General features: G+C 42.7%; 15 protein-coding genes. 4 read left to right on the forward strand and 11 right to left on the reverse strand.

The features are described 5' to 3' along the window. Positions 1-46 precede the first annotated feature (46 nt). Both BUC17_RS02635 and rlmB read left to right on the forward strand, forming a co-directional pair. Positions 47-1,711: a BamA/TamA family outer membrane protein gene (locus BUC17_RS02635; protein WP_073361332.1), complete on the forward strand. Its 1,665-nt coding sequence runs from the start codon at positions 47-49 to the stop codon at positions 1,709-1,711. A 50-nt stretch (positions 1,712-1,761) separates the two neighbouring features. Next, entirely contained in the window at positions 1,762-2,496 is a 735-nt protein-coding gene (gene rlmB, locus BUC17_RS02640) for a 23S rRNA (guanosine(2251)-2'-O)-methyltransferase RlmB (RefSeq protein ID WP_073361334.1), read from the forward strand. A gap of 141 nt (positions 2,497-2,637) precedes the next feature. Here rlmB and BUC17_RS02645 read toward each other — a convergent pair whose 3' ends face one another. Beyond that, positions 2,638-3,402, reverse strand: a complete 765-nt coding sequence (locus BUC17_RS02645; protein WP_073361336.1) for a rhomboid family intramembrane serine protease — start codon at positions 3,400-3,402, stop codon at positions 2,638-2,640. Between the two features lie 123 nt (positions 3,403-3,525). On the opposite strand from BUC17_RS02645, the gene BUC17_RS02650 reads away from it, so the two are divergent. Then, entirely contained in the window at positions 3,526-4,803 is a 1,278-nt protein-coding gene (locus tag BUC17_RS02650) for a replication-associated recombination protein A (RefSeq protein WP_073361338.1), read from the forward strand. On the opposite strand, the gene BUC17_RS02655 is transcribed toward BUC17_RS02650, so the two are convergent. Genes BUC17_RS02655 through radC form a run of 3 tightly spaced genes read right to left on the reverse strand, consistent with a single transcriptional unit; the run spans position 4,804 to position 6,924 of the window. Then, a complete protein-coding gene (locus tag BUC17_RS02655; RefSeq protein WP_073361340.1) occupies positions 4,804-5,553 on the reverse strand; it encodes a hypothetical protein in 750 nt (249 codons plus the stop codon). Next, on the reverse strand, positions 5,546-6,238 hold the full coding sequence (locus tag BUC17_RS02660; RefSeq protein WP_317044499.1) for a YjjG family noncanonical pyrimidine nucleotidase: 693 nt from the start codon (positions 6,236-6,238) through the stop codon (positions 5,546-5,548). The genes BUC17_RS02655 and BUC17_RS02660 overlap by 8 nt, the downstream gene beginning before the upstream one ends. A gap of 2 nt (positions 6,239-6,240) precedes the next feature. After that, entirely contained in the window at positions 6,241-6,924 is a 684-nt protein-coding gene (gene radC / locus BUC17_RS02665) for a RadC family protein (protein WP_073361344.1), read from the reverse strand. 97 nt (positions 6,925-7,021) lie between these two features. Here radC and BUC17_RS02670 point away from each other — a divergent pair, with 97 nt between their 5' ends. Then, the gene (locus tag BUC17_RS02670; RefSeq protein ID WP_073361346.1) at positions 7,022-7,669 is read left to right on the forward strand and encodes a DUF1287 domain-containing protein; all 648 of its coding nucleotides are present in this window, start codon (positions 7,022-7,024) and stop codon (positions 7,667-7,669) included. Between the two features lie 29 nt (positions 7,670-7,698). Here BUC17_RS02670 and BUC17_RS02675 read toward each other — a convergent pair whose 3' ends face one another. The 7 genes from BUC17_RS02675 to BUC17_RS14200 form a co-directional block, all read right to left on the reverse strand. Next, positions 7,699-9,054 carry a UDP-N-acetylmuramate--L-alanine ligase gene (locus tag BUC17_RS02675; RefSeq protein ID WP_073361349.1) on the reverse strand — a complete coding sequence of 452 codons (1,356 nt, stop codon included), beginning with the start codon at positions 9,052-9,054 and terminating at the stop codon, positions 7,699-7,701. 13 nt (positions 9,055-9,067) lie between these two features. Further along, the gene (locus tag BUC17_RS02680; RefSeq protein WP_073361351.1) at positions 9,068-9,757 is read right to left on the reverse strand and encodes a tetratricopeptide repeat protein; all 690 of its coding nucleotides are present in this window, start codon (positions 9,755-9,757) and stop codon (positions 9,068-9,070) included. A gap of 74 nt (positions 9,758-9,831) precedes the next feature. Next, complete coding sequence (locus BUC17_RS02685) at positions 9,832-11,982, reverse strand: S46 family peptidase (protein WP_073361353.1); 2,151 nt, start codon at positions 11,980-11,982, stop codon at positions 9,832-9,834. Between the two features lie 86 nt (positions 11,983-12,068). Next, positions 12,069-13,379 (reverse strand): zinc-dependent metalloprotease, encoded by a 1,311-nt coding sequence (locus BUC17_RS02690; protein ID WP_073361354.1) that lies wholly within the window; start codon positions 13,377-13,379, stop codon positions 12,069-12,071. 112 nt (positions 13,380-13,491) lie between these two features. Continuing rightward, a complete protein-coding gene (gene obgE / locus BUC17_RS02695) occupies positions 13,492-14,493 on the reverse strand; it encodes a GTPase ObgE (protein WP_073361356.1) in 1,002 nt (333 codons plus the stop codon). A gap of 176 nt (positions 14,494-14,669) precedes the next feature. Then, complete coding sequence (locus BUC17_RS02700) at positions 14,670-15,950, reverse strand: hemolysin family protein (protein ID WP_073361358.1); 1,281 nt, start codon at positions 15,948-15,950, stop codon at positions 14,670-14,672. A gap of 110 nt (positions 15,951-16,060) precedes the next feature. Beyond that, positions 16,061-16,633 carry an adenylate kinase gene (locus BUC17_RS14200; protein ID WP_073361360.1) on the reverse strand — a complete coding sequence of 191 codons (573 nt, stop codon included), beginning with the start codon at positions 16,631-16,633 and terminating at the stop codon, positions 16,061-16,063. Positions 16,634-16,642: the final 9 nt, after the last annotated feature.

Below are 16,642 nucleotides of genomic sequence, written 5' to 3' on the forward strand. Positions count from 1 at the left end.
TACCGAAACATCGTTTTTTACGTTATTTTTACCACAAATCCTCGTGATGCGCATACTAATGTTACTTTGTTTGGGTTGTAGCTTTTTCCTCTGCCAGGGACAAAAACAGTATTTGGAGATTACCACAGCCGAAAAAAAAGTCCAAACCCTACTCGAGCAATGGAACTATCAAAAACAACACGATTCGCCCCAAAAACTCCAAGACGAATTGGCGCGCGTACTGCTTCAATTGCAAAAAACGGGATACATCGAAGCGCATTACGAATCGCCCACCGCCGTCAATGACACTCTTGTTAAAGCGCCCTTGAAAGCGGGTCGTTTTATTCCATGGATTCAACTGCAAGCGAGCTCCGGAATGACCTCATTGCCCGAATCCCTTCGCCCCAAAACACCTGTAACGCTACCCTTTTCAGAATGGGACCAGTGGGTGGGCCTTTGGGTAAAAAAATGGGAACGCAACGGCTACCCTTTGGCCACCGCACAACTCACCCAAATTCACATCGTGCAAGACACCTTAAAAGCTACCCTAACTGTGCAGTCGGGACAGCCAAGGAAGGTTAATGCGATTGTGGTGAACGGCTATGAAAAGTTTCCCACCAGTCACAAAAAAGAACTCGAGCGTTTGTTTCGCAATCAAACATTTAACCAAGAAAATCTTGAAAAACTTCACAAAACTATAGGACAGTTTCGTTTTGTGCGCGCCACGAAATACCCCGAGATTTTATTCACCACCGACTCAACAAAGGTTTTTGTATACCTAGAAAAAGTTAGGGCCAACACCTTCGATGGTTTCCTTGGATTTGCCAATTCCGACGGCCAACAATTGGTATTCAACGGCTACCTCGATGTAAGTTTGACCAATGTTTTAAACAACGGCGAACGAATGAATCTCTATTGGAAAAGCAATGGCGAAGAACAACGAACGTTTAATGTCTTGTTTGACCAACCTTATATTTTTAAATCCCCCCTAGCCCTCAAGGCACAACTCAATATCTTTCGGCAAGACAGTACTTTTCAAAATACACAAACCAATATCGACATAGGCTACTGCCTCAATTATGCGTCTCGAGTGTACCTCGGCTATCAAGCCATGGAATCGAGCGATATCAATAATGCCAATACCGCATTACTTCGTGATTTTAAAAATCGATTTCTAACAGCGCAATGGCTATGGACCGTTCGCAATACCGAAGAAGATGCGCTTTTGTTTCCCGACAAAACCCTCCTTTCGCTTAAACTTGGGTGGGGATCCCGAACCGCTTTGGAACAAAAAAACAGTCAATTTCAAGGGCAATTAAACCTCCACCATCAAATCTATTTGAACAAACGCAACAGTATTGCCCTGCGAAACCAAACGTTTGTTTTGCAAAGTTCCTCGTATTTAACCAATGAACTTTTTCGCTTTGGTGGAATTAATTCGGTACGAGGATTTAATGAAAATACGCTTCAAGCCAATTTTATGACAGCTCTTCTCAGTGAATACCGCTACACCTTGAGCAATACCTTGTACTTACACAGTGTGCTCGATTACGGCTATTTTCAAGACCAAACCACCAAGGTCAATGGGAATTTACTGGGAATCGGGTTTGGATTTGGACTGCTCAATAAAAACGGATTGCTCAACTTTGTCTACGCCAACGGAACCACCAACGATCAAGCCATCAAATTAAATAACTCCATTGTGCAAATCAGTTTGAAAACTATTTTCTAACCGTAAATTACGCTCCCCAAAACCAACGGCAGAATTCCTATCTTTGCCGCATGGAAAAAGAAAACCAAATCTTTGGCATCCGTGCCGTTATTGAGGCCATTCACGCCGGTAAAGAAATTGATAAAATTTTTGTGCATAAAGAAGCCCAAGGCGATTTAATGCGGGAATTGATGAAAACGCTCAAAGCCAACAATCTCCCGTTTACGTATGTGCCTGTCGAAAAACTCAACCGCCTTACGCACCTCAACCACCAAGGTGTTGTAGCCACCATTGCGCCTATCAAATTCCAATCGCTTGAAACCCTGGTTGAAAACGTTTTGGAAACGGGTAAAAAACCCTTGTTTCTGATTCTAGATCAACTCAGCGACGCCCGCAACTTTGGTGCCATTATCCGCACCGCCGAATGTACAGGCGTTGACGGCATAATTATTTCAAAAACCGGAGCCGCTCCCGTTAATGGTGATACCGTGAAAACCTCCGCTGGTGCCGTTTTTAATGTACCCATTTGCAAAGTAGACCATATCAAAGACGCCGTGTTTTACCTGCAAGGTAGCGGTATTAAAACCGTTGCCGCTACTGAAAAAACCGAGGATACACTTTATGCGGTCGACTTTACCGAACCCGTGGCCATCATCATGGGTAGCGAAGACCGTGGCATTAACCCATCGGTATTGAAAATTGTGGATGAAAAAGCCAAACTCCCGCTATTTGGAACCATCGGTTCGTTAAATGTATCCGTGGCCTGTGGCGCCTTTTTATACGAAGTGGTACGCCAACGTTCTTAACGATTGGGAGCATCATCCTTTTGCTTTCTCGTGAAGTAATCACCCGCTTTCCGCTGTATCCCTTCACTTCGTTACGGGGATGCCGCTGCAATCGGGGCTAATATAGACCGTTTATCGTTAAAAACAAAAACGCCGAAGGACTTATTCTTCGGCGTTTTTGTAAATATAATTGATTTGTAAGGGAATGCTTTTTGTTCCCATTTCTTCTTCATAGTCCACTATGATTTCTTCTAGTTTTGGCGGATTCACAAACTGACCATTTTCGTCAAAACGCCGCATGAAAGGGTCGGATTTAGGATCAAAATCAGGATGTTCCCATTCGTATCGGTATTCAGAAATATAGTCAGGTGTTTTAAACACAAAAGCCATGACCATACCGGTTAAAAATCCACCCAAATGTCCCTCCCACGAAATCCGCGGATCAACCTCAGGAAACACATACCACACCATCCCTCCGTAAACCACCACGACGGCAAAAGACAAGGCCATCAATCGGTAATATCCCGTGCGCAATCCTTTAAAAAAAATAAAAGAAACCAATACATAAATTAGTCCACTGGCCCCCAAATGCACATTCGGCCGTCCAATTGCCCAAGTAAATACCCCCGAAAAAAGAATTCCGAAAATCAATACTTTCAACGAAAGATCGCGGTAAAAATAAATTAACGCCATCGTCAATACAAACAAGGGCAAACTGTTGTTTGTGAGGTGCTGCCAGTCGGCATGTAGAAAAGGACTGCAAACAATACCCACTAATCCTTCCATGGTTCGGGGAAGAATACCCAAAAACCTCGGACTCATATTGATCCAATCCAACCCCAAAAAAACAGCCCAAAGCGTCACCACAAAAAAAGTGGGCAACAGCCAAACGACGGGGGTAAATTTAAAAATATGGGCGTCTCTCATAAGTAACTTTACACAAATATATGACCAAAGTTGGTTTTCTGCTAAAATGGCAGAACATGGAAATGGGACAAAGATTTTCTTCTTAACTCCTTTTTTTTACCTTTAACGCTCAAATTGGTCCGTATGGAAGCACCCTTAGCCGAACGCGTTCGCCCACATAAACTTGAAGACTACATCAGTCAGTTGCACTTGGTAGGTCCCCAAGGTTCCTTAACCCAACAAATTGCTCGTGGCGTGATTCCGTCTATGATTTTTTGGGGTGCACCGGGAACAGGAAAAACTACCTTGGCGCAAATTATTGCCCGACAAAGTGACCGACCGTTCTATGAATTGAGTGCCATTAATTCGGGGGTTAAAGACGTCCGGGAAGTGATTGACAAAGCCAAGCAAAGCGGCGGTATTTTTACCACCAAAAATCCAATTCTTTTTATCGATGAGATTCACCGCTTTAGTAAGTCGCAACAAGATTCGTTGTTGGGCGCCGTTGAAAAAGGCTGGGTGACGCTTATCGGAGCAACCACCGAGAATCCGAGTTTTGAAGTCATTCCCGCGTTGTTGTCACGTTGTCAGGTGTATGTTTTAAATCCGTTTACCAAAGAGGATTTATTGGCCTTGCTGGATCGAGCGATGAAAATAGACCCTCAGTTGTCGCAACGAAAAATCACCATAGAAGAACACGAAGCCTTATTGCGTTTATCGGGCGGTGATGGACGGAAGCTTCTCAATATTTTTGAACTCGTTGTGAATGCCACTCCTAGTGATGAAGTTGTAATTACCAATGCCAAAGTGTTGGAGTTAGTGCAACAAAACACGGTATTGTACGATAAAACGGGAGAACAGCATTACGACATTATTTCAGCCTTCATCAAATCCATTCGCGGCAGCGATCCCAACGGAGCGGTGTATTGGTTGGCGCGCATGCTGGAAGGCGGTGAAGATGTGAAATTTATTGCCCGCCGAATGCTCATTTTGGCGAGTGAAGATATTGGTAACGCCAATCCCACAGCATTAATCATGGCCAACAACACTTTTCAAGCCGTGACCGCCATTGGCTATCCTGAAAGCCGCATCATTTTAAGTCAATGTGCCATTTACTTGGCGACTTCAGCCAAAAGTAATGCGAGTTATATGGCTATAGGCGCAGCGCAAGCTTTGGTGAAACAAACCGGCGATTTACCTATTCCATTGCATTTGCGCAATGCCCCCACCAAGTTGATGAAAGAGTTGGGTTATGGCGAGGATTATGCTTATGCGCACAATTATGCCAATAACTTTGTCGAACAAGAATACCTGCCCGAGGCCATTCAAGAAACTAAGTTTTACGAACCTGGGAATAACGCGCGCGAAAACGAACTGCGTAAATTTTTACAAAACCGTTGGAACGACAAATACGGGTATTAATTACAATCCCGCAATAAACTGTGGTACTACACGAAGTTGACTCTCTTCATAATATTCCCAAAACCATTGTTGATTGCGGTATAGTAAAACTCCTTTGGGTGCATTGTTTTGGGTGACCATAAAACAATCCCGTGAGCTTGTTTTGTAAAGCACTAAGGTTGGAGTTAAACCCTTCTGTTCATACAAACCTATTGAATTCGCCGAAAGAGTTCGCGCCTCCAAGTATTGGTCTAGGGTCACTTTTCGTTCGGGTAGCGGCGCCTTCCCTTCGAGAATTACTTGAGGTTGAGAAGTGGTGGTTGTGGGCTTATTTTCGGCTGGAGTTGTCGTAAAAAGAGTGCGGTTTTTTAACGCTGTAAATTGATCCATAGCTGCGCGTACAGCTTCGATATAGGCATAACGAAATTCTTTTTCGCGACTGGTTCCCTCGGGGGAAACGGCTATTTCATTGCCTTCGTAATCCATGAGGACTACTTGCATTCGAGTGATAAAAAAATTACTCTTTTTTTTGATAATCACGCCATACTCATGGGGCGCTATTTTTTTGGAAAGTGCTTTTTCGGTCACATCGGTCATGACAACCGCCTGGTATTGATATTTTTCAAAATACAAGCGCAAAAGCGTGCTAATCCCGTATTGGTCGGGGGAAGTCATAAAATCAAACTTTTCTGGAATGCGAATCACCTGACTCTGCAGAGGAACTATCGATAAAAGTCCAATGAGACAAAAAAAGAATACGGATTTATGCATAAGAAAAAATCGGTTTTAATTCGTATAAATTGGTTACTTGACGAATGGTCTCTGGGACCGCTACGTTGAATTCATTAAAAAAAATAGCTTGCATTCCCACCTCAAGCGCTCCTTGAACATCGGCCTCCAAACAATCCCCTATCATCACGGCTTGTTGGGGTGTACATTGTGCTTCGGTTAAGGCTACTTGAAAAATCTTCGGATGGGGCTTTTTAACACCCGCTGTTTCCGAATTGGTAATAGTTTGAAAATACGGCGCAATCCCCGAATTTTTTATTTTTTTATCCTGTACCGCTTGAAATCCATTGGTAATTATATGAAGTTTATAATGCGGTTGTAAAAACTCCAAAAGTTCCAAAGCGCCGTCATATAAGTGGTTATTCAACGGCAAATTTTGTATATACGCCTCCGACATTTCATGGAGTAATGCATCGGAAATGGCATAATCCAAACGATCGAAGGTTTCTTTTAATCGTCCGTATCGCAATTCGGCTTGGGTAACTAGATCTTTACGATATTGCTCCCAATACCAACGATTTAACGGGACATAATGCGTTAAAAAATCAGCCAGTGGAATATCAATATCAAACGCCTCCAACACTGACGCAAAAGCCAAGGCGGAATTCCGTTCGAAATCCCATAACGTATGATCTAAATCAAAAAAAATATCGGTAATACCTTTCACCTTTATAAAATTCCTTCATCGGCAAAACTCAAATATCCGGTTTCGGTAATGATAACATGATCCAAAACCAAAATATCCAAATGTTGGCCCGCAATTTTTAACCGTTGGGTGATGGCCAGATCGGCTTCGCTGGCTTGCAATTTCCCCGATGGATGATTGTGGCTCAAAATTAACGAAGTTGCTTGGTTTTCCAATGCTGATTTGAAAATTAAACGAATATCGACAACGGTTCCAGTAATACCCCCTTTGGACAATACCGCTTTGTGTATAATTTTATTGGAGTTATTTAAATACAACACCCAAAACTCTTCGTGGGCCAACTCACCAATGAGCGGCTGCATGATGTCGAAGACCGTCTTACTCGACGTAATTTTCACTTTATCTTTGACTTCCTCCATCCTTCGGCGTCTTCCGAGTTCGAGCGCAGCCGCTACAGTAATCGCTTTGGCCTCACCGATACCGCGAAACTCCATGAGTTGCGTTATCGTTTGTTTACCAAGCGTATTCAGATTGTTTTGGGAGTGCGCTAGAATCCGTTGCGCCAATTGAACGGCACTTTCGTTTCGGGAACCTGACCCTAATAAAATGGCTAATAATTCGGCATCGGATAAGGCTGTTTTTCCTTTGAGTAAAAATTTTTCACGCGGCCGATCATCTTCAGCCCACTGGGAAATTGGTGTATACATAATGAATTGGCTTATATTGAATTACGAAATAACCGATTTTTTTTATTTCATCAAAATAAACTAATCAACAAAATCGTTTCCTTATAAAACCAACCGTATGCCCTACTTTTTAATCGTTGCCTTACTTTTTATTTCTTGCCAACAAAAACCACAGCAAACCGTTTTTGTACGCGCTGAAGTCCAAGAAAAAAAGATAGAAATTACACCTCTATCTCACCCTAAAAATTTTGGCGAGCGCTTATCCAATGCTGCGTTGCAAGTTATTGACTCTTCGGTAGTTTATACGCCTGCCTATGTATCCATTCCCTACCCCATGGGCGATGTGCCTGCCAAAACGGGCGTTTGTACTGATGTGGTGATTCGGGCGTACCGCAAATGCAACATAGATTTGCAAAAAGAAGTGCATGAAGACTTGAAAGCACATTTTAATCTATATCCTAATTTGAAGAAATGGGGACTGAAAAATCCGGATAAAAACATTGACCACCGAAGAGTCCCCAACCTGGAAGTATTTTTCAGTCGCAAAGGCAAAAAACTAGCTTTAACTCATAACCGTGCCGATTACTTACCTGGTGATATTGTAACTTGGATGATCAATGATAAATTACCCCATATTGGGATTGTCACCCACATCAAAAAAGAGGGTGTCCCAATGATCGTGCACAACATTGGCGGAGGACAAATTATCGAGGACTGCTTGTTTAAATACCCCATGGTAGGGCATTTTCGCTATGAGGGCAACTAAAAATGTCGACCTGAGAACAGGAGCTTTCTTTATGCAATTAATCCTTTTACCTCATCAAAATGCAATCCCCCATAATTTCCAGAACTCATGAGTAACAAGGCGGTATGCTCGAGATTATAATGGAACAAAAACGCTTTGAATTCCTCGGGATTGGTATAAATAATCAGATCATTTCGCTTGAACGATTGCGCAATTTGTTCGTAAGTGACTTCTTCCAATTGTTTAATTTTTACCGCATCGGGGGAATAGAAGACTACGGCAACATCGGCCGCATCTAAAGCCCCTTCATACTCTTTCAAAAACGCCGCATTTAAGCTACTGTAGGTGTGCAATTCAAGACATGCCACCAATTTGCGATCGGGATACTGGTTTTTAACTGCTTTGGTGGTTGCTGCAACTTTACTCGGAGAATGGGCAAAATCTTTATAGGCAACCTTGGTCGTACTTTCAGCAATTTTTTCCAATCGTTTGGAAGCGCCTTTGAAAGTGGCAATAGCTTCGTAGAAATCGGCTTCATCAACACCCATGCATTGGCAAACCCATTTGGCTCCCGCAAGATTATTTAAATTATGGGCGCCAAATACTTCGATAGGCATAGGACCTTCGGGGGTATCTAACAAGGTTTTCCCGTTTTTCACTGTATAACTTGTGGTTTGATACGGAATTTTACGAATGGTGTTTTGGGTTCCTTCGGCGACTTGCTTTACGTGGGCGTCTTCTTCATTATATATCAAAATCCCGCCTTGGGTGATTTGATCTACAAATAGTTCAAATTGATGCACGTAATTTTCAAACGTGGGAAAAACGTTGATATGATCCCAAGCGATACCTGATAGCAAGGCAATATTGGGTTGGTACAAATGAAATTTAGGACGGCGATCGATAGGAGAAGACAAATATTCATCGCCTTCCAAGACAATAAAATCATTGGTTTCGGTGAGGTGAACCATCGTATCAAAACCTTCCAACTGCGCCCCAACCATATAATCCACTTGAATATTATGAAAATGCATCACATGCAAAATCATTGAAGTTATGGTCGTTTTCCCATGAGAGCCTCCAATGACCACACGGGTTTTATGTTTGGATTGTTCGTATAAAAATTCGGGATAGGAGTAAATTTTTAACCCTAACGCTTGTGCCCTTAACAATTCGGGATTATCGGCTTTGGCATGCATTCCTAAAATCACAGCATCGATATCGGAGGTTATTTTTTCGGGAAACCAGCCCATGGCTTCGGGTAGTAACCCTTTTTGTTGTAACCGTGAAAGAGAGGGTTCAAAAATAGCATCATCGCTTCCTGTCACCTGAGCTCCTTTTTGATGAAGGGCTAAAGCCAAATTGTGCATCGCTGCACCACCTATCGCTATAAAATGTGTTCGCATATGTTTTGTTCCGTTAGCCTTCGAATTCTTCTTTTAATTTTCGAGCTTTTTCGGTATTTTTTAATTTGTATTGGTATAAATGATAAAGTTTTTGATACGTTGTTTTGGAATGACCAATTTCGTGCGCTTTCAAATAATGTGCTTCGGCTTTGGTGTACCGTTTAAAATATTCGTCAATGTATCCTTTGGCCATAAAACCGTCTACTTTGGAAATGCCCATTAATTCGTTGGCATATTTAATGGCTTTATTTTCACTGCCCCCAAGAATACCCGGTAATTCCAGATACAACATGACCAAAGCCCAACGGGTATCGACATGTTTGGCGTCTAATTGAGCCGCTTTAAGAAAGGCCGCTTCCACGTCATCAATCAAGCCGAGCGCTTTAAATTTACTAACGGATTTGGCTTTCATACCCATCGCTCCACCATATTTATACCAATAGTTGGCATTGTTGGGAAAACGACTTTTTAGCGTACCATAACGATCAATGGCAGCATCCCAATCCTCTTGCTTCCCTGCGATATCGCCTAAATATTCTATCGTCTTTGGGGCATTGGGTTGCTCGCGCAAACTTTTCTCAAAACAAACTTTGGCTTGTTCCCATTTTTGGGCTTTAAACCATTGCTCTCCTTTTTCAAAATCGGATTGCGCCATTGTTCCTAGTGAAAACAATAAAAATACAATTTGCATGCAACGTTTCATAAGCTCCTTCTTCGTTCTCAAAAATAAAAAAACTCCGGCGATTGACCGGAGTTTTCATGTGATTTTATGGGAAATTATTTGACTAAAGTCATTTCATCGACGATATGTTTCGCTCCAGCAAAATTTTCGATAACCCATAACACGTAGCGGATGTCTACGTTGATGGTGCGTTGTAATTTTTTATCAAAAATAACATCTCCTGCCATCGCTTCAATGTTACCGTCGAAAGCCAATCCGATTAATTCACCTTTACCATTCAATACAGGAGAACCTGAATTACCCCCTGTAATGTCATTATCGGTCAAGAAATTTACGTGTAATGAACCATCTTTATCGGCATAACGACCAAACTCCTTGTTGGCGTTCATTTCAAGAACACGTGCTGGCAAATCAAACTCGGCATCGCCTTTTTTGTATTTTTTTACCTGACCGGCCAAGGTAGTATAGTTGTTAATGGTCGCATCATTGCGTTTGTCGGCGGGTAAAGAACGAACTTTTCCATAGGTCAAACGCAAGGTTGAATTTGCATCAGGATATTTGATAGTCGCAATTTTGGATTCGCGCAATCCTTCAACCAACAGACGGAAAGCTGCTCCAAAGTCGTTTTGCGCTTTGGCAATTTCATCTGATTTGGAATTGAAGTGTGTGATTAAATCAGCAGACAATACATACAAGGGGTCGTTGGTCAATTGTCCTTCAGAAGGAAACTGTAAAAACGCTTTTACGCGGTCTAATGAACCGAAAATTGACATGTCAAAAGCGGCGTTGACATAGCTTGTAAAGTTATTATTATTGGCCTCACCAATCTTTTTCACCATAGGAGCCATAGGATACCCTACCGCTTTTGTAGCATACAACGCCAATTGAGCCGCTAAAATATCACGCTCGGCAGGAATATGCATTTCTTTATACATTTCTTCCGCCATTTCGGTTAGCATGGGCAACATTTGACTGCGTTTGGCCGCATCGGCTTTGGCATAGTTTTCCAATTGACGTCCAAGACTACGAGAAATGGTTCCCATTCCGGAGGTACGTAACAATTGTTGTAAATAATTATCATGACGTGACTTCTCATTGGTCAACGCATAATATTTGTTGATGGTTTCTACAACGGTACCGTATTTTGCCTTGTTTTCGGCTTTGTTGGCCCATTTGTTGAATTTGGCTTCTTGAGCCGCTTTGGTCTTGGCGGTTTCAAATTTAGTCAACGCATCAATCATTCCTTGACGGTTTTTCCAATAGTTGGCCGTAGAAGCATATTTGGAAGCATAGATCAAATTTAAAGCTGCATTTTGATCCATGTATTTTTTCATATTATCCATTCCTGTTTTAGCACCTTCAACCCAAGCAGGATAAGCAAATTTTACATTTTGCTCAATTCCACCAGCGGGCATCCAACGGTTGGTTCGACCCGGATAACCCAAAATCATGGCAAAATCATTTTCTTTCACTCCCCCTAAATTTACAGGCAAGTAATGTTTGGGTTTTAAAGGCACATTTTTTTCAGAATATTCCGCTGGATTTCCATTAGCATCACCATAAATACGGAACATAGAGAAGTCAGCGGTATGACGAGGCCACTCCCAGTTGTCGGTATCCCCTCCAAATTTCCCTAAACTTTCTGGAGGAGTTCCTACCAAACGGACATCTTTATAATCTTGGTATACAAAATAGTAGAACTCATTGCCTTGGAAGAACGAGCGAACAGAAACAACATATTTACCGCCTTCGTTATTCTCTTTTTCAATTTTTGCGATTTCGGCGTTGATTGCTTTTTCGCGTTCTGCTTCGGTCATTTTATCATTGACTACCCCTAAAATTCGTTTGGTACAATCGTCCATTCGAACAAAAAAGCGCACAAATAAACTAGAGGGTTTTAATTCTCCTTTTTTATTGGCAGCCCAGTAGCCGTCTTTCAAATAATTTTTCTCTGCCGAGGACAATTCTGCAATAGCATCATATCCACAGTGGTGGTTGGTTAATACCAAACCGTCTTTGGAAATTACCTCAGCGGTACAACCTCCGTTAAATTGCACGATAGCATCTTTTAAACTGTGGTTGTTAATGCTGTAAATTTCCTCAGAGGTAAGTTGTAGTCCCATTTTTTGCATATCGCGGTGATTCAACCGTTCGATAAACATTAAGAACCACATTCCCTCATCAGCTTTGAGTGAGAAAGGGGTTAGAAGCACTGCCGAAAGCAGCGTAAGTACAAGTTTTTTCATGATTGTTTGTTTGTAATTATGCAATAAAAAAAGAATTGTAAATAAACGGATTTACTTACAATTCTTCAATGGTTTTAAGAAAATTTTTATTCTACAACAACTTTCTTCGTTGCGATACCTTCTTGGGTACGTAACATCACAAAATACACTCCTTTTTGTGCTGAAGGTAACGTGATGGTGCGAACCAATTCGCTATTGTTAACTTGTTCTTCATCAACAATTACACGACCGGTAGCATCATATACTTGGAGCGTATAATTGGCAATGGGATTGGCAAACTGAACGGCAAAAGTTCCGTTGCTTGGGTTGGGAGCCAATGTAAATTGATTTTTCAAAATTTCTTCATTTCCTAACGTCGTCATGTTGAATTGTGAAGAAATGGTATTGTACCATGCGGTCATACGGGTAGCTTGCCCTGCGGTGAACATATACATACACGCATCTTGCACATAATCCATGTAGTTCATGGTCAATTGTGGATTCCCTGTACATGGACTCGCTACATCCCCTGCAGGTAAGCAATCGTATTCAGGAGTATTGGTCGATTCTGTATCACATACGCGGTCACCAGAAGTAGCACAGTTGGATCCATCACAAGACTGGAATGTATGCGCCAAGTTGAAGAAATGTCCCAATTCATGGGTTAACGTACGTCCTCTATTGTAGGGTGCAGTAGGCGCATAACCCGCACAGGTTGCTGGAGAGGTAGTCATTGTTGCCCCAAAGGCATTGTTATCAATTACTACGGTCATACCTTGACCTGGTGATCCTCCTAGTGGTGAAAATCCTAAAATACCACCCGTTAAATTTCGCACCACTAAGTTCATGTACCCTGACCATGTGGAATCTTGATTACAGCCGTCGGTACAACCAATATTCCCAGAGGTTAAGAAATCTGTACCAAATGTCACGGCCACTGTTCCATTGGTCAATCCTGTTCCAGCGGGGTGGTTTTGGGTAGCCAAAATGAATTGCACATCCATGCTACCTACATTGGTATTGGGATAAAATGAACTAGCACTGTTCCACAATGAGATATCAGAATTGGTGGCATTGTAGTCGGCATTCAAAATATTTACCTGTGTTTGAGCCAATGCGCGCAAACATGATTTCAATGATTCTGAAGAAGTATTCGCAACCGTTGGGTAGTGAACTGCTACAGGAATACGAATCGTTACATTAGGTGCCGCTTGAGTGGCTAAGCTAGAACGCCCTTCCAATTGTTCGGTAACTAAACGTCGTAACTCCGTTTCAAAACGGTCTTGCAACGCTTGGTGTTGCTGCTTCATCACCGGATTGGCCATTAATTTTTCCATGTAGGCATCGACACCGCAGGTACGTTGTTGCGCAAATCCTAACTGTGCGATACACAAAGCGAAAAGTAATCGTAATTTCATAAAGTGTAATTTAAATTTTTAGTGGTATAGCCTTATTGATTTATAAAATTTAGCAAATGTAGCCTATTTTTCTTTAAATCAAAGCAATAAGCTCAATACTTCCGTATTATTTTTAGGAATTTAACATTTTCCAAAGCGTATCCTTCAGCTCTTGCAAGCCTTGCTGTGCTACTGAAGAAATAAACAAATAGGGAATTTGCTGAAAGTCACGATCCAAAAGCACCTTCATCTCGGCTTGGAGTTCGGCATCGAGCATATCGCTTTTGGAGATCACCAACAAGCGTTCTTTGTCGAGAAGCTCGGGATTGTAGCGTCGCAATTCATCCAATAAAATATCGTATTCCTTTTTGATGTCATCGGCATCGGCGGGTACTAGAAACAGGAGTGTTGAATTACGCTCGATATGGCGTAAAAAATAGTGCCCTAAGCCTTTTCCTTCGGCGGCTCCCTCGATAATTCCTGGAATATCGGCCATAACAAACGATTGAAAATCGCGATATGCCACGATACCAAGATTGGGTTTCAAGGTTGTAAAAGGGTAATCTGCTATTTTGGGTTTGGCTGAAGTGAGCACCGACAATAACGTTGACTTTCCTGCATTGGGGAAACCGACCAATCCTACATCGGCCAAGACCTTTAACTCGAGAATCACATCGTGCTCTTCGGGGGGCATCCCAGGTTGGGCATAGCGAGGAGTTTGGTTGGTGGCGCTGCGAAAGTGCCAGTTCCCTAATCCTCCTTTACCGCCACGAGCTACGATTTTTTCTTCTCCATGTTCGGTGATTTCAAACAAGATTTCTTCGGTTTCTTGGTCTTTGACGACCGTACCGAGGGGGACTTCAATGATTTTATCTTCGCCGTCGTGCCCGGTGCTTCGGCTGCTTCCGCCATCGCCTCCGTGGCCCGCTTTTACGTGTTTGGTAAATTTCAAATGAAAAAGTGTCCACAAGTTTTTGTTGCCGCGCAAGATCACGTGACCTCCACGGCCACCGTCACCGCCGTCGGGACCACCTTTTTCGATAAATTTTTCACGATGTAAATGCGTAGACCCTTTGCCTCCTTTACCGGAGCTCACATAAATCTTTACATAGTCTACAAAATTTCCTTCTGTCATGGGTTTGGTATTGAGCCAGCCTTGGTTTTGCCCTTGGGCTGGATTAGGAACACGGTTGGGTGGTCCTGTTGAAAACGATTCGTGTATTCTAGCCCCGGGAGCGCCGGCATCCCCCGATTTTCGGGGATATAGGCAATCACGGGAAGGGGGTTGATCGGGTTGTGGGGTGCTTGCTCCTACTGATCGGCCACATAAGGGGCAACGCGTATTTTCTCGACCTTGGCGCCTGCAGTTTCCAAAATGGTGAACTGCATTTTATTCCAAATCAGAAGTTCCCCTTGCTTGGGAATATACCCCATTTCGGTGGTGATTAGGCCGCTCACCGTGGTCACTTCATAATCGCCAATCAAGTCGTCCATATCAAAATAGGTAAGAAAATCATGCAGTGAATATTGACCGTCAACGGTCCAGGTGCCATCGGCTTCAGCCACCAGCTGGTATTCGTCTTCATCAAAATCGGACGCATCGCCCACCAAAGCTTCTAAAATGTCGTTGAGCGTAATTATTCCTTGGAAAATCCCGTGTTCGTCGACGATTAGGGCTTGGTGATTTTTGGTGGATTTAAAATTTTCGAGCGCTTTGTAGGCCGATGTATGTTCGATCAAATACGTGGCTTCGCGTGTAATTTCGCTGAGTTTAAAATCTTTTTGCTCCAATCCCACAAACAAATCTTTGAGCAATACGATACCTTTCACTTCATCGAGGTTGTCTTCACAAACAGGGTACACCGAATGCATTTCGTTGAGAATTTTCTCTTTGACCTCGGCAAAAGTGTCTTCCATGGTGAGGTAGACCACATCATTGCGGTGGGTCATCAAGGAATTGACTTTGCGATCACCGATATGAAACACGCGTTCTACGATATCTTGTTCAATTTCCTGTACCTCGCCCACTTCGGTGCCTTCTTTGATGATGGCTTTGATTTCTTCTTCGGTGACTTTCCCGTCGGCGGTGGGTTTGATTTGAAACAGTTTCAAAAGCGCCTCGGTAGAAGTAGTCAACAACCAAACGAAAGGCATGGTGATTTTGGACACGAGTTTCATGGGCACGGCCACGGCTTTGGCGATACCTTCGGGGAAATTAAGCCCAATACGCTTTGGCAGTAATTCGCCCAATACCAGAGAGAAAAAGGTAAGCACCACCACTACAACAATGGTAGCCAACGAATCGGCGTAGGGGGCTAGTGCGGGAAATCCGGCAATTGCATCTTGTACATCTTGGGTTACTTTCTCGCCGGAGTAAATCCCTGTAAGAATGCCGATTAGGGTAATCCCTATTTGCACCGTGGACAAGAATTTATTGGGAGAATTGGCGAGATCAAGCGCGGCTTTGGCATTGGAATTACCTTTTTTAGCCGCCGTTTCCAATCGGTTTTTACGCGCCGAAATCAAGGCAATTTCCGACATCGAAAAGACCCCGTTGAGTAGGATTAAAAAGAGAATAATCAGTATTTCCATAGGCTGTCACAAAAAAAGAGCCTTCGTCCCGAAGTCCGAAAATGCTCTTTTCTGGTGTACAAATATCTTAAAAATTATTGAATTACGGCTAACATTCAACGGTTTCCTATTTAAAAAGTATCCAATACTGCACTCAAACGCGCGGTAACTTCGGCGATACTTCCTATTCCATCCACCGCATAAAACTTTCCTTGGGCTTGGTAATACGCCATAAGAGGCGCTGTTTTTTCGTTGTATTCTTGGTAGCGGTTGCGAATTTTTTCTTCGTCTTGATCGTCGGGACGGCCTGAGGTTTTACCCCGTTCCAACAAGCGTGCTACAAGAATTTCATCGTCGGCTTCCAAGGCTACGGTAGCGCGAATAGACTCCCCTTTGGACGCTAAAAAAGCATCTAGTGCTTCGGCTTGCGCGATAGTACGTGGAAAACCATCAAACAAGAACCCTGCAGAATCAGGATTTTTTTCCACTTCGCTTTGCAACATTTGAATGGTTACAGCATCGGGGACCAAATCGCCTTTATCCATGTAGGTTTTGGCCAATTGCCCCAACTCGGTTTCATTTTTGATGTTATACCGAAAAATATCCCCTGTAGAAAGGTGTGTCAAGTTGTATTTTTCTTTCAAAAATTCGGCTTGGGTTCCTTTTCCCGCGCCAGGTTTCCCAAAAAGAACGATGTTAATCATTATGGTATT

Origin of the sequence: Flavobacterium fontis (assembly GCF_900129405.1) — a bacterium.
Taxonomy (GTDB): domain Bacteria; phylum Bacteroidota; class Bacteroidia; order Flavobacteriales; family Flavobacteriaceae; genus Flavobacterium; species Flavobacterium fontis.